The organism is Cetobacterium sp. 2A (assembly GCF_014250685.1).
GTDB lineage: Bacteria > Fusobacteriota > Fusobacteriia > Fusobacteriales > Fusobacteriaceae > Cetobacterium.
This window is the reverse complement of record NZ_JACFAJ010000006.1, coordinates 1,083,847-1,098,340: the sequence shown is the minus strand read 5'-3', so window position 1 is coordinate 1,098,340 and position 14,494 is coordinate 1,083,847. Positions and strand designations below refer to the sequence as shown.

The following is a 14,494-nucleotide window of genomic DNA, read 5'->3' as shown; positions in this document are numbered from 1 at the left end:
TTTAAGGTAAAATAACATATTAGGAATATTTATTTAGGAGGCCCCTTATGGAAGTTATAACTACGCATCATTTTTCAGATTTAGATGGTGTTGCTTCAATGGTAATAGCACAAAAACTTTACCCAAATGCTAAAATGGTTATTCCTTCGACCCTAGGAACTAGTGTCCAGAAATTTTTATCATTTTTTGGTGATTTAATCGATTTCAAACTACTTCAAGATATAGATATAAAAAAGGTTCATAAATTAATTTTAGTAGATACTTCAGATGGCAAAAGAATTGCTCCATTTGAAACTATTCTAGATAAAGTTGAACTAATAACTTTTGACCATCATATAATTGAGAAATCTTACGGCTCCAATACCTCGTATCTTTTAGATATATTATTTGAAACTTACGGAAATGATTTCCCTTTAACTCAATGGGAAAAAGATCTTTGCTTACTTGGAATATATGAGGATACTGGAAATTTCTTATACCCTACAACAAATTATAAAGACCTTGAAATGGCAGGGATTCTTTTAAAAAATGGTGCTAATCTTGAAATTATAAACGAATTTACTCATTTGCCACTTTCAAATGATCAAGATATTATTTTGAAAATTCTTTTGGATAATTTAGAAGTTTTAAATATTAAAAACCAAATCATACTTATTTCAACTGTTTCTTCTCCAACTTTTTTAAGGGGAGTAAATGAAATAATCGATAGAATTACCAGCACAAATAAATGTTCAGCATGTTTTATAATTGCAAAATCCAAAGAAAAAATAAGTATTATCGGAAGAAGTTTTTCTCCCTTAATAAAACTAAATATTATTCTAGAAGATTTGGATGGTGGCGGGCATTGGAGTGCTTATTCTGCAGTTTATCCCGATCAAAATTTAAATGAAGCTTTAGAATTTTTAAAGGTTAAATTATACTCGGTTATCCAAACTGAAAATATAGCCAGAGATATTATGAGTTTCCCGGTTAAAGTAGTTACTGAAGATACCACTCTAAAAGAAGCCTATCTTCTCGTTGAACGAACAGGACATAGTGGATTTCCTGTTTTAAAAGACTCTAAAATTGTTGGTATGATTTCAAGAAAAGAACTAGCAAAACTTGTCAATCATGGTTTAGGAAACTCTTTAGTTTCAAAATATATGAATAAAAGTATTATTACTGCAGATGCTTCTACAACTCTCACTGAATTAAAAGACCTTATTGTCGAAAATGATTTAGGTAGAATTCCTATTTTAGAAGATGATAATCTGGTTGGAATTATTACTAAAACTGATTTGCTAAATGCAATCTATAACAGAAAATATCTCCCAACTGTTTCAAAAGAACGACTGGAACTTCAAGCCTTTCCAGAAAAAATACTTTCAAATTTCCCAAATAAAATCAAAGAAATTTTAGCGGCTGTAGAAATAGTTTCAAAACTTAGAAAAGAAAAGTCATATTTGGTTGGTGGAATTGTTAGAGATTCTATCCTAAATATTCCAAACGAAGATATTGATATCGTTGTTTCTGGAAATGGAATTGAATTTTCTAAAGATTTAACGTCTTATTTAAAAACAATAAAAATAGTAACTCATGAACGATTCAACACAGCAACTATTTTTTTAGAAAATGGGTTATCTTTAGATATTACGACACTACGAAGTGAATATTATGAATATCCAACCGCTCTTCCAACAGTAATAAAAGGAACTATTAGGGACGATTTATTTAGAAGAGACTTCACTATAAATGCTCTAGCCATTGAACTAACCCCCAATAACTTTGGAAATTTATTGGACTATTTCAAAGGTTATCAAGATATAAAAAACAAATTAATTAGAGTCATACATAAAATAAGTTTTATAGAAGATCCTACTAGAATAGTTAGAGCTATCAGATTCGCAAGTAGATATGATTTTACTATTGAGGAAACAACTGAAAAATTAATTTTTGAAGCTATCGATTTAGATTTATTAGAAAAAATTTCGTGGTCTAGAATAATCACGGAATTCAAATATATTTTTGAAGATAAAAACCCATTACAAGGGATTTATCTTTTAAATAAGTATAATCTTTTACCTACACTAAATAAAGAACTCATCTTGACTGAAAATATAAATAAAAAACTAATTTATTTCGATTCTATAAAAGAAAAATTTACAAATAATTTACAACAGTGGATATGTTTTTTGCTTATCCTAGTATCCAATTTAGAATCCGATGATTTGATTTCTATATTTTATAGATTTAAATTTAATGCCAATTTCAGAAAACATAATCTCTTAGGTTTAAGTGATCGAAATAAAATTCTTTTTAATCTAAGCTTTGCAAATAAAAACTCTGAAATTTTTTCGATACTTGAAAATATTTCTGGCTATATGCTTATGCTTTTATTTATTGAGGCAGAAAATAAAACAAAAGATAAAATAAATCTTTATTTATTCAACTTAAGGAAAAAAATTGCTATAATAAAGGGTGAAGATTTTTTAAAATTAGGATATAGTTCTGGACCAGAACTAAAAATTCTTTTGAAAAAAGCGTTTTTAATCCAACTAGATTTAAATCTTCCGACTAAAGAAAAAATTATCAAGGAGTTGGAAATAAATTGTTAAATTTTTATGATGTAAAACCGATTGACGGTTTTAAAATTTCTATTGATATTCCAGGCTCTAAATCCATTAGTAATAGAGCTTTAATTCTTGCAGCTCTATCTGGAAAACAAGTTATACTGGAAAATCTCCTTTTTAGTGATGATACCAAATATATGATTGAAGGTCTTAAAATTTTAGGAAATGATATCAATATTTCTGAAGATAAAAAAACTGTTATCGTAAACGGATTAACCAATCGAAATTTTGGTGAAAAAGAAATTTATATTGGTAATGCTGGAACGGCTATGAGATTTTTGGGATCATATATCGCTACAGGAGTTGGAAGTATAACCTTAACAGGAAATGCCCGTATGAAAGAAAGACCCATCGAAGATTTAGTTTCTGCTCTTATCTCATTAGGAGTTGAAGTTAAATATCTTGAAAAGACAGGTTTTCCTCCTATTAAAATAGTTTCAAAAGGTGTTTACGCTAATTCAGTTACAATAGATACCACTAAAAGTAGCCAGTACGTATCATCGTTACTTTTATCGGCTTCATACTTTAATAATCCTTTAGAGATTAAACTTCAAGGAAATACTGTTTCTAAACCTTATATAGATATGACACTAAAAATGGTTGAACAATTTGGTGGAACTATTACTTCTAAAGACAATAGCTTCATGATAATTCCTAAAAAGTATAACCTTAAAAATTATATAGTTGAAGGTGATATGTCATCAGCTTCATATTTCTTAGCTGCTGCTTTAATAGGAAACGGAACCGTCACTATAAATAACTTCTTTAAAGATAGCATTCAAGGTGACCGTGGTTTTCTTAATATTCTTTGCTCTATTGGTCTAAAAATTATAAATTTCGAAGATAAAGAAATAACTGTTCAAGGAATTAAAAGCTATGAAGGAATTGATATTAATTTAAATGATACTCCAGATGTAGCTCAAACTTTAGCTATTGTTGGACTATTTGCGAATTCTCCAACTACAATAAAAGATGTTGAAAATATGAGAATAAAAGAAACTGATAGAATAAGTGCCTTAAATAATGAAATTTCAAAATTAGGAGCCACCTTTATAGAATACCAAGACGGCTTTAAAATAATTCCAAAATCTAATTTTGAATATAGTCCAGCTGATATAGAAACTTATGATGATCACAGAATGGCTATGAGTTTTTCATTAGCTGGTTTAAGAATTCCAAACATCAGAATTTTGAATCCTGAATGTGTTTCAAAAACATTCCCTGATTTTTTTGCTCAATTTGAAAAAATATATGGGAGGTTTAATGATTAAATTTACTATAATTTTTATTTTTCTTGTTATTAACTCATTTGTTTTTTCAATCTCCGAAGAAGATAAAAAAATAGAAGAATTAAAACAACAAATACAACTTTTAAATAAACAAATTAAAAAATTGGAATCTGATAAACTTGAAAAATTAAAAAAATCAAAGCACTCTCCAAAAGTTGGTCTTGTGTTGAGTGGCGGTGGTGCAAAAGGATTCGCACACGTTGGAGTTCTTAAGGTTCTAGAAGAAAATAATATAAAAATTGATTATATTACCGGCTCAAGCATGGGAGCAATAATAGGTGCTCTGTATTCAGTTGGATATACGTCATCTGAAATAGAAACTTTGCTTGTTCAAATGGACTGGGAAAATCAATTTAAAGATAGTGCTAGTCAAGAAGATGCTCCTCTTGATCAAAAAGCCTTCACCAAAGATTATGCAGCTTCTTTAAGATATGATAAAGAATTTAATTTTTCTCTTCCGAAAAGTTTTAGGAATAGTCAAACCTCTTATCTTGCCTTAAAAAAACTTCTATCTAGTGTAGAGGACATAAAAGATTTTGATAAACTTCCAATTCCACTTAGAATAATAGCAACTGAACTGGACACTGGAGAAGCCAAAGCATTTAAAAGTGGTGATCTAGCTAAAGTTATTACAGCTAGTATGGCAATACCCACTATTTTTGATCCGGTTAAAATTGATAATAAATACTATGCTGACGCTCTACTCTCAAGAAACTTTCCTGTTCAAGATGCTCTAGATTTAGGGGCTGATATTATAATCGGTGTCGATGTTGGAACCTCTTTAAAAGATAGGGATGACTATAATATTATAAGTATCATCGATCAAATTGTTTCAATACAAAGTGCGGCTTCCACTCCTGAGCAACGTTCTTTATCTACAATTTTAATCTCACCAGATATTTCAGAGTATAAAACAACTGATTTTTATTCTGTTAAAGAGATTTCAGAAGCCGGAGAAGTTGCAACTAGAGAAAAATTAGGAGAAATTCTATCTTTTCCAATTGGAAAACCAAAACAAAATGTTTCGGATAAAAATACTGACTTTGTAAAAATTGATAAAGTAATTATAAATTCTGATTCAAAATCAGCAAACCATAAAGATATTGTAAAAGATTTTTTTAAGAATTCAGTTAACAAAACTATTCCTTTGGATGATTTACATACTTCAATTTTAAAAATATATAATTTAGATTTTATAAACAAAGTCTATTATACACTTGATAATGATGTACTCAAACTTGATTTAGAAGAGACTCCCACAAATTTAGTAGGTCTTGGTTTTAATTATCAAACTGATTATGGAACAACCTTTTCAATAGGAACAGATATCAATAGAGCTGGACGTTACGGAAGTATTTCTTCTCTTGAAGGAAATTTTGGAGATTATTTAGGATTAAAATTAAATAATTTCTTCTATTATGGTGTATCAAATAAAATTGGTATTTTACTTAATCTAGATTACACTGAATCACCTTTTAATTTATATAGTGGTTCTCATAAAATAAGTGAGTATATAAATTCCAACTTTGCTGTTAAAACTGGAATTTTAACTCAGTACGATAATAAGCTTCTAATCTCATATGGAGTCTCTATGAACTATTCTAAATTAGATAGAGAAATAGGCCAAATTCAAGCTGCTGACTTGAGTTATTCAATAAGTTACGGTGAGGTTTTCCTGAATTTAAGTTGGGATAGAACTAATACTTCTCTTTATCCAACATCAGGAACTAAGGGTAATATCCAGTATAATTGGGGTGGAAATATGGGAGATGATAAGCTTAACTACTTAACTCCTGGATATCTAATGGAAGGTTATCTTCCTATATCAAAAAAACTAAGTTTAAATAGTTCTATCTTTGGTGGTTCTATTACTGGTGATGATATACTCCCAGATAAATATATAAAACTTGGTGGAGTAAATACAACTCTTGATAAAAGAGAATTTTCTTTTGCGGGTTACCATTTCCAACAGAAACTTTTAAAATCGTTAATTGGAATTAAATTTGGAGTTCAATATGAAATACTTGATGATTTATTTATCTTAGGAAAATGGAATATTGCAACTTTTGAAGAACCAGATTTAAAAAAACATGATGATATTGGAAATAGTAGTCTTTGGAGAGATTATTATCAAGGATTTAAGGTTGGTATTGGATACTCAAGTATAATTGGACCAATTGAATTATCTATTTCTAGAAATGATACAAACAAAGAATATTTAACTCAACTAAGTGTAGGATACAATTTTTAAAAAAAGGTCACATCTATTTTATAGATGTGACCTTTTCCTTATTATTCTTCTATTTTTTTAGGTTTAATCCACTCACTATTTTTTCCGATTGAATAATCAGTTAAGAAAGCTTCCTTAAACTCTTTAAACTTACCTTCTAATATTGCTTTTCTTGAATCCTTCATTAACTTTAATAGGAAGTATAAATTATGGTACGTTGCAAGTCTTCCTCCTAAAATTTCTCCAGTTTTAAATAAATGTCTAATATATCCTCTTGTATAATTTCTACAAACATAACATTGACAGTCCTCATCTAAAGGTCTTGGATCTTCTGAATAACTTGCATTTTTAATAACCAATCTTCCATACTTTGTAAATACAGTTCCATGTCTTCCAATTCTTGTCGGTTGAACGCAATCCATCATATCTATTCCAGATTCTACAGCCTCTAACATATCAACCGGCTCTCCAACACCCATAAGGTATCTTGGTTTATCTTGAGGTAGTTTTTCTACTATATAGTTTAGAATTCTGTACATGTCTTCTCTTGGCTCTCCAACAGCTAGTCCACCAATAGCATATCCAGAAAAACTCTCATCCATTTCTTTTAGTTCATTATAACTTTTATCTCTTAAATCTTCATAGATTCCACCCTGAACTATTGCAAAAAGACCTTGATCTTCTGGTCTTCTATGAGCTTCAACACATCTTCTAGCCCATCTAGTAGTTCTTTCTATTGATGGAATTAAATATTCTCTAGTTGACATTCCAGGAGGACACTCATCAAATAACATAACTATGTCTGATCCTAAATTATTTTGAATATTTATAGATTTTTCTGGTGATATGAAGTGTTTCGATCCATCTATATGTGATCTAAAGTGAACACCTTCTTCTTTTATCTTTCTTAAATCTCCAAGACTGAAAACTTGGAATCCACCACTATCTGTTAAAATTGGATGTTTCCAATTCATAAATTTATGAAGTCCTCCAAACTTAGCAACTAATTCATCACTTGGTCTTAAATATAAGTGATATGTATTTCCTAAGATTATTTCAGCTCCCATTTCCTCTAGTTCTTCAGGAGTCATTCCTTTTACTGTTGCTTGAGTTCCAACTGGCATAAATACTGGAGTTTCAATCTTTCCATGAGGAGTTATTACTACCCCCGCTCTTGCCTTCCCATCAGTTTTTATCAGTTCATATGTTACCGGTAATTTTTTATTCATTCTACACTCCTATCCTTCTACAGAAATTACATCTTTTATTTTAAGTAAATTATTTAGTAAATTATTGTACTCACTTCTAGCACTTATTTCTACTGTCAATTTAATACTTATAAACTTATCTAACCCTTTACTCAGTTCACTAGAATTAACAGCAACTAGATTTATTTTGTGATTTGATATTATAGTAACAATATCCATCAAAACATTTCTTCTATCATTTGCTAAGACAGAGAAACTAAACTTATATTTATTTCCTTTTTGATTACTATCTAAAAGTTGCTTATCCCACTTAACATCTATTAATCTTGCAGGATCATGCTTAACCATAGCTTCGTAATTTTTACAATCTTTTCTATGGATTGTTATCCCTGTTAATTTTGTCACATACCCTCCAACCTCATCTCCAGGAAGAGGAGTACAACACTTCGCAAATCTTATCAGAGTATTATTCACACCATCTATAATTATTCCATAATCATTTTTTTTACCAGATTTTTCAGGAACCTTTTTCTTAGCAATAAATTCCTCTATATCTCCTATATCTTGAATTTTATTTTTTTCTATATCTTGTTTAAACTTAGTTAAAATTACATCTATTCTACTTCTCTTTTCAGCTATTTGAAAATAGAAATCCTCTAAAGTGGGAATATTATGTTTTTCAAGATGCTTTTTTAAAATAGCAGACTCTTCAAATTCTTTAACTGGAATACCCATTTTGTTGAGCTCTTTTTCCAATAAATCTTTTCCAATCTTAATATTCTCTTCTAGTTTTTGATCTTTCAACCATTTTTTTATCTTACTTTTTGCCCCTTGTGTTACTACCATATCTAACCAGTCATTTCCTGGCCCTTTAGCATTTTTAGAGGTTATTATCTCTATTCTATCACCATTTTGTAATTTGTATTCTAATGGAACTATTTTCCCATTAACTTTGGCACCGACACACTTACATCCAATTTCTGTATGAATATTAAAAGCAAAATCCAGAGGAGTTGAGCCTTGAGATAGTTCTACAACATCCCCTTTTGGAGAAAATACAAAGACTGTTTCTTTCATAATATCCTCTGTAACAGTCTTTACAAATTCTTCAGCATTATCGGTTCCTTGATGCAATTCAACTATATTTCTCAACCATCCATATATCTGATCCCTTTTACTTACCTTTGTCTTCTCTTTATAACTCCAATGAGCTGCTATTCCTTCTTCAGCTATCTTGTCCATTTCTTCAGTTCTAATTTGAATTTCTATAAATTTTCCAAAATCACCAACTATGGTAGTATGAATAGATTGATAATTATTTGATTTTGGAACCGCTATATAATCTTTAAATCTTCCAGGGACTGGCTTAAAATTACTGTGAATTATTCCAAGAGTGTTGTAACATTCTGCTTCAGTGGAAACAATTATTCTAATCCCCATCAAATCATAAATATCATCAAAATCTTTTCCTTTTTCATACATTTTTTTATAAATACTATAAAAATGTTTAAATCTACCTTTTACATTTCCATTTATATCAGATTCTTTTAAAAGATTCTCAATTCCAGAAACTAATTTTTCTAGATATTCTTTTCTTTCATTTTTTTTAGCGTCTATAAGTCTTTTTATCTCTTTATATATATCAGGCTGTAAATAGTAGAGTGCCATATCCTCAAGTTCCCACTTGATTTTTGCCATTCCCAGTCTATGAGCTAAAGGTGCATATATAGAAAGTGTTTCTTGAGATATACTTTTTTGTTTTTCTGGTTTCATAAATTTGAGTGTTCTCATATTATGTAATCTATCAGCTAACTTTATTATTATAACTCTTACATCATGGGACATTGCTATAATCATTTTTCTTATATTTTCATCTTGCTTTTTTGTTCCATTTGGCAAATTATCAAGTTTAGTAACCCCATCCACAAGAATGGCTACCTCATCTCCGAAGTTATATTTTATGTCGGCTAAAGTAATCAAAGTATCTTCAACTATATCATGAAGTATTCCAGCTATTATTGCCTCTGTCTCCATTTTCATATCTATTAATATTTTAGTAACTTCAACTGGATGTAAAATATAATGATCTCCAGATCTTCTAAATTGACCTTCATGGCACTCCTCAGCAAAATAAAAAGCCAATTTAATTTTTTCTTTATCTACTTTTAAATTATTATCATCAATTTCCTTTTCTATTTCGTGCCAATAATTCATTCTATCTCTCCCTAATTAATAACTGCATTTTAATTTAAGGCGACACTATGTGTCGCCTTACCAGTAATTAATATTTCATAAGAGTTAATACCGGATATCCCGCTAACTTATCTCTACCATGTAAATCCTCAAGTTCAATTAAGAATGCCAATCCTGCAACAACTCCACCTAACTCTTCGATTAATTTTACTGTTGCTTCTACTGTTCCACCAGTCGCCAATAAATCATCAACGATTAAAACTCTTTGTCCTGGCTCTATTGAATCTTTGTGCATTGCCAAAACATTTGAACCATACTCTAAATCATATGAGTACTCTATTACTTCTCTTGGAAGTTTTCCAGGTTTTCTAACTGGAGCAAATCCAACACCTAAAGCATACGAAACTGGACATCCAAAGATAAATCCTCTTGCTTCGGGTCCAACAACTACATCTATTTTCATCTCTTTTGCAAATTCAACTATTTTATCTGTGGCTTCTTTATACGCTGCACCATTGCTCATTAAAGGAGTAATATCTCTAAACTTTATCCCTTCTTTCGGATAATCCTCTACTAAAGCAACATATTTTTTTAAATCCATTGTTCCTCCTCAATAATTCAACTCTCTAATTTCACTTAATTTTTTTTGTAATATAATATAATCTTTATTATCAATATTACTATTCGAAATAAGTTTTAGCATTAAGGAACTCTGAGAATACAATCCCATTTCATAATAAATATATCCTAGCATCAAGTATATCTCATCTGTGGCTTCTGTTTCTATAATATACTTTTTTAAAATAAGTTCACTTTTTTCCCACGCGTCTAACTTTTCTCCTAAAACACGTGCATAAAAGAGGTTGAAATTTTTATCTGTTAGATATTTATTATACTCGTTTTTCAGAAAATAATAAAGAGCTTCTTTTTCTTTTTTATCAAATAAAATTTGTGAGTATACAACAAACATCTCTTCATCATATATATTATTCATTGTTATTGATCTTTTTAAGTAATTTTGTGCCTCTTGAATATTACCTTTTTTATACATTATTAAACCTAAAGCTTTTAATGTTTGAGTTCCATGGAGATTTTTTTCTACTGATTTCAAATACTTTTCACTTTCAAAGTAATTCCCTTGAGAGAACATTATAATTCCTAAATTTTTCAAAGCTATCTCGTCATGCTTATCTAATTCTAAAACTTTTTTATAGTTTTTTATTGATTCTTTAGAATCTCCTAATTCATACTGAACTAAGGCCAATTCTCTTAAAACTATAATGTTCCTTTTGTTTATAGAATTAGCTTTTTCATAATTTTTTAAAGCTTCTGTTACGTTTCCTTTATGATAGAAACTCATGCCTCTCAAAATATAATACTCTTCTTTTTCTAATGAAGTTTTTTTTATATCTTGGTTACTACATCCTTGAAATATTAAAAATCCTAAAAATATTATCCCCCATTTTTTCACATTACCCCCTTTTTTCAGGAAGAATAACCCCACCAGATATTATAAGTTTCACTGCATCATCAATTTTCATATCTAATACTCTCACTTCATCTTTTGGCATCATTATGAACATTCCTGAGGTTGGGTTGGGAGAAGTTGGAATAAAAATATTGTATATAGTTTCTGTTTCACACAGTTCTTCTACTATATGGTTCTGTTCAGAAGTTAAAAATCCCAAACTATAAGTCCCTTTTCTTGGATACTCTACAAGAACTACTTTTTGATATGAACTAGCCTTCTCTGAAGATATCAAAGAAACTATTTGACTGATTGTCGGATAAATATGTTTTACTAAGGGAATTTTCATTAAAAATGCCTTTATCCATTTAGCTATTCTAGCAAAAATTATTATCCTCATAGTATATCCAACTAGAGTTATAAAAATAATCATTGTTAGAAGTGAAAATATATTTATTAACCAATCAATATATATTACAAAATCACTTGTTTTTCCAAAATATGTAAACAAATCTCTAATTATTACAGTAATAAATGAATCTTTTAAAAGTCTTATAAATATATTAAGTATCCAATCAAATATGTAAATTGTTAAAACAATAGGTAAAAGAGATATTAGCCCTCCATAAAAATATGATCTCACTCTATTTTTCATGATTCTATATTACTCTCCTTTTCTATCATAACTTTGGATACTCTCATTTTATTAACTTCTAAAACTGTAAGTTTTATTTTGTCAAAATTAACTTCGTCTCCAATATCGGCAATTCTACCAAGTTCTGTAACTATCAATCCACCTAAAGATTCATAATCTTCAGATGTTGGAAGTTCTAAATTTAAACTTTTATTTATTGTTTCAATATCTAGCATTGCATCAACTTCAAATTTTGAAGAATTAATTTCGAAAATGCTTTCTTCTTCTTCATTGTCAAATTCGTCTCTTATTTCTCCAACAATCTCTTCAATTAAATCTTCTATAGTTAAAACTCCACCAATTCCGCCATACTCATCTAAAACCATAGCTATATGGACTTTTTTTATCTTAAATTCTGCCAATATTTCTATTATAGACTTAGTTTCTGGAACAAAATATGCTTGTCTTACTATCGTTTTTACTTGGACATCTGTATTTCCCTCTTTTAAATAATGTAAAAGATCTTTTATGTATAAAATTCCAAGAATATTGTCTATCGTATCATCATACACGGGAATTCTAGAATATCCCATTTCCATTATTTCATTCCAAATATCATTTATCGTTTTCTTTCCTTCTACAGCAAACATCTTTGTTCTTGGAGTCATAACCTCTTTTGCACTAGTTTCTCCAAATCCAACTATAGAATGTATCATTTGCTTTTCTTCTTCTTCAATAATCCCTTCTGCCTCTCCTACGTTGACAAAAGATATTAAATCCTCTTCAGTTATCATAAGGTTTTCATTTTTTAATTCAACACCAAAAATTCTTCCTATAAATGCCGATATAACCATCAGTACTTTTATAATTGGTTTTGTTATGAAGCTTAAAATATATATTGGAACTATAACTATTTTTGATATTTCGCTAGCATGATTTTTTGCTATTATTTTTGGAGTTATTTCTCCAAAAATAAGAATAATAACAGTCATCGAAGCTGTAACTATCACTATAGCCCTAGGAGAATCTCCCATCAAATTAAAAGTCAAAGCTGTAGCTATTGATGAAGCAAGTATATTTACAACATTGTTTCCTAATAACATCCCTGTTAACATTTCATTTGGTTTTTTCAACCATTTTTTTAAAAGTTTTGCCCTTTTTGGATCTGCATTCTCCACTTCCTCTAAGTGAATACTCTTAAAAGAGGTTAAAGCTGTCTCTGAAGCTGAAAAAAATCCTGATAATAAAATTAAAACCACCAATAATATAATATTTTGGTACGTGTCCAATTCTTAAATACACCTTCCTTAATTTTTAATATAATTTTTTTATTAAATCACTTTTTGTTACAATTCCTTTTAGATCGCTATTTTCAATTACTAGAATATAGTTGTAATTTTCTTCGATCATCTTTGTTACCATTGCTTCTAAATCATCTTCCATCGAGGCAACTAAATAGTAATCAGACATCAAATCTTCTACTTTAAAAGATGCAAATTTTCTTAATCTTTGTTGGAAATCTTTTGTATTTGGAAGAGCTATAAGAACTTCCCAAAAAGCTATTACAGGAGGTAATGGAGCTTTTTCTTGTTTTACAAGAATATCCTCTCTTGTTACTACTCCTATCAATTTATTGTTATCCAATACTGGTATTTTTCCAATCCCCTTTTCTTTCATAAGAAGAACAATCTTATCAAAAGTTGTTCCTTTTTCCACAGTTACTAAGTCTTGATTTACTACATCTTTTATTTTCTTCATCTTTTTACCCCCGATTTAATTTAAATTTTATCATAGTTTTTTATAAAAAACAATGTTACACTATCTTCTATCTTAATAGTATACTGAAATAAATTCAAATTTCTTTTCGGTTTATAACAAAAATAGCTAGCAAAAATTTTATTTTGCTAGCTATCTCTTTATTTTATTAAAAATAATTTATCGCCTTTTTTAATTGCCTGACCGTCTTCAACTAATATTTTCACAATGGTCCCTTTAACTGAAGATTTAACTTCATTCATTAGTTTCATTGCTTCAATTATACAAAGTACTTCTCCAGGTTCTATATTTTGTCCAACTTCTACAAAATTCTCAGATTGTGGAGATGGAGATTTATAAAAAGTACCAACCATTGGAGAAACTATCGCTTCATAGTCTTCATCTTCATTAACATTATTTGATAATATCTCTTCTTGAATTTCTTCTTCTAGATTAGTAGTTGTTTGTACAACTTTAGACTGAACAATATTTGAAACTACAACTTTTTCTCTTTTCAATATTATCTTAGTCTCATCACTCTCTAAAGTTATTTCGCTTAATCCATATTTATCAATATTTTCAGCTAAATTCTCTATAACACTAATGTCTATTTTCATAATGTTCTCCTCCCAACTAATTACTACCGATTACTCTTAATTCCTTTACTCCTTCTAATTGACTAATACTCTCAAGCATACCTTCTATTCTTCTTAACAGATTTTCTGTAGTTTGAATTGAAATAGTTGCTCTTCCAATACCGTCAATAGCTATATTCTGAACAATTGTTAGAATATTCATTTGTTCTCCAGCTATTATATCTAATACTCTAGCCAAAATTCCAGGTTCGTCCACTAATGATAAATGAATACTAAAAACTTTATCTTTTCCACCTTCGAAGAATGGTTTGATATAATCTTTATATTTGTAGTATGTACTTCTACTTATTCCAATTTTTTTTATAGCCTCATACTTTGAAATTTTTTCCTGCTGAACAAGATCATTTACCATAATTACACTCTGAATTGAGTTAGGTAAGATTCTTCTATCAACAATATAGTACTCTCTTTTGTCATTCTCATTTTTTCTCTTCATCGTAGTCTCCCCAGAT

12 protein-coding genes are annotated in these 14,494 nt (G+C 29.2%); 3 read left to right on the top strand and 9 right to left on the bottom strand.

Going from position 1 to position 14,494, the window contains the following annotated elements:
* Positions 1–47 precede the first annotated feature (47 nt).
* From H3N56_RS09150 to H3N56_RS09140, 3 genes are read left to right on the top strand one after another with little or no spacing between them, the layout of a single operon-like run.
* Positions 48–2,594, top strand: coding sequence for a CBS domain-containing protein (locus tag H3N56_RS09150; protein ID WP_185880886.1), 2,547 nt, complete (start codon positions 48–50; stop codon positions 2,592–2,594).
* Complete coding sequence (aroA, locus tag H3N56_RS09145) at positions 2,588–3,880, top strand: 3-phosphoshikimate 1-carboxyvinyltransferase (protein ID WP_185880885.1); 1,293 nt, start codon at positions 2,588–2,590, stop codon at positions 3,878–3,880. Before H3N56_RS09150 ends, aroA begins: the two co-directional genes overlap by 7 nt.
* Positions 3,873–6,149: a patatin-like phospholipase family protein gene (locus H3N56_RS09140; RefSeq protein ID WP_185880884.1), complete on the top strand. Its 2,277-nt coding sequence runs from the start codon at positions 3,873–3,875 to the stop codon at positions 6,147–6,149. The genes aroA and H3N56_RS09140 overlap by 8 nt, the downstream gene beginning before the upstream one ends.
* Positions 6,150–6,190: 41 nt before the next feature.
* Here the strand turns inward: H3N56_RS09140 and tgt are convergent, their stop codons facing one another.
* The 9 genes from tgt to H3N56_RS09095 all read right to left on the bottom strand — a co-directional run bounded on the left by tgt (position 6,191) and on the right by H3N56_RS09095 (position 14,478).
* Positions 6,191–7,357, bottom strand: a complete 1,167-nt coding sequence (gene tgt / locus H3N56_RS09135) for a tRNA guanosine(34) transglycosylase Tgt (RefSeq protein WP_185880883.1) — start codon at positions 7,355–7,357, stop codon at positions 6,191–6,193.
* Between the two features lie 9 nt (positions 7,358–7,366).
* Entirely contained in the window at positions 7,367–9,550 is a 2,184-nt protein-coding gene (locus tag H3N56_RS09130) for a bifunctional (p)ppGpp synthetase/guanosine-3',5'-bis(diphosphate) 3'-pyrophosphohydrolase (protein ID WP_185880882.1), read from the bottom strand.
* 67 nt (positions 9,551–9,617) lie between these two features.
* Positions 9,618–10,130, bottom strand: coding sequence for an adenine phosphoribosyltransferase (locus tag H3N56_RS09125; protein ID WP_185880881.1), 513 nt, complete (start codon positions 10,128–10,130; stop codon positions 9,618–9,620).
* A 9-nt stretch (positions 10,131–10,139) separates the two neighbouring features.
* A complete protein-coding gene (locus tag H3N56_RS09120) occupies positions 10,140–11,000 on the bottom strand; it encodes a hypothetical protein (RefSeq protein ID WP_185880880.1) in 861 nt (286 codons plus the stop codon).
* Between the two features lies 1 nt (position 11,001).
* Positions 11,002–11,652 carry a DUF502 domain-containing protein gene (locus H3N56_RS09115; RefSeq protein WP_185880879.1) on the bottom strand — a complete coding sequence of 217 codons (651 nt, stop codon included), beginning with the start codon at positions 11,650–11,652 and terminating at the stop codon, positions 11,002–11,004.
* The gene (locus tag H3N56_RS09110; protein WP_185880878.1) at positions 11,649–12,920 is read right to left on the bottom strand and encodes a hemolysin family protein; all 1,272 of its coding nucleotides are present in this window, start codon (positions 12,918–12,920) and stop codon (positions 11,649–11,651) included. Before H3N56_RS09110 ends, H3N56_RS09115 begins: the two co-directional genes overlap by 4 nt.
* A gap of 25 nt (positions 12,921–12,945) precedes the next feature.
* Complete coding sequence (locus H3N56_RS09105; protein WP_185880877.1) at positions 12,946–13,389, bottom strand: CBS domain-containing protein; 444 nt, start codon at positions 13,387–13,389, stop codon at positions 12,946–12,948.
* A 158-nt stretch (positions 13,390–13,547) separates the two neighbouring features.
* Positions 13,548–14,003 carry an acetyl-CoA carboxylase biotin carboxyl carrier protein gene (gene accB / locus H3N56_RS09100; RefSeq protein WP_185880876.1) on the bottom strand — a complete coding sequence of 152 codons (456 nt, stop codon included), beginning with the start codon at positions 14,001–14,003 and terminating at the stop codon, positions 13,548–13,550.
* A 16-nt stretch (positions 14,004–14,019) separates the two neighbouring features.
* Entirely contained in the window at positions 14,020–14,478 is a 459-nt protein-coding gene (locus H3N56_RS09095; RefSeq protein ID WP_185880875.1) for an ACT domain-containing protein, read from the bottom strand.
* Positions 14,479–14,494 lie beyond the last annotated feature (16 nt).

Excerpts from the sequence above, each read along its gene's own strand:
- H3N56_RS09150 (WP_185880886.1), top strand. The coding sequence starts at position 48 with ATGGAAGTTATAACTACGCATCATTTTTCAGATTTAGATGGTGTTGCT.
- H3N56_RS09140 (WP_185880884.1), top strand. The coding sequence starts at position 3,873 with ATGATTAAATTTACTATAATTTTTATTTTTCTTGTTATTAACTCATTT.
- tgt (WP_185880883.1), bottom strand. The coding sequence starts at position 7,357 with ATGAATAAAAAATTACCGGTAACATATGAACTGATAAAAACTGATGGG.
- H3N56_RS09130 (WP_185880882.1), bottom strand. The coding sequence starts at position 9,550 with ATGAATTATTGGCACGAAATAGAAAAGGAAATTGATGATAATAATTTA.
- H3N56_RS09125 (WP_185880881.1), bottom strand. The coding sequence starts at position 10,130 with ATGGATTTAAAAAAATATGTTGCTTTAGTAGAGGATTATCCGAAAGAA.
- H3N56_RS09115 (WP_185880879.1), bottom strand. The coding sequence starts at position 11,652 with ATGAAAAATAGAGTGAGATCATATTTTTATGGAGGGCTAATATCTCTT.
- H3N56_RS09105 (WP_185880877.1), bottom strand. The coding sequence starts at position 13,389 with ATGAAGAAAATAAAAGATGTAGTAAATCAAGACTTAGTAACTGTGGAA.
- accB (WP_185880876.1), bottom strand. The coding sequence starts at position 14,003 with ATGAAAATAGACATTAGTGTTATAGAGAATTTAGCTGAAAATATTGAT.
- H3N56_RS09095 (WP_185880875.1), bottom strand. The coding sequence starts at position 14,478 with ATGAAGAGAAAAAATGAGAATGACAAAAGAGAGTACTATATTGTTGAT.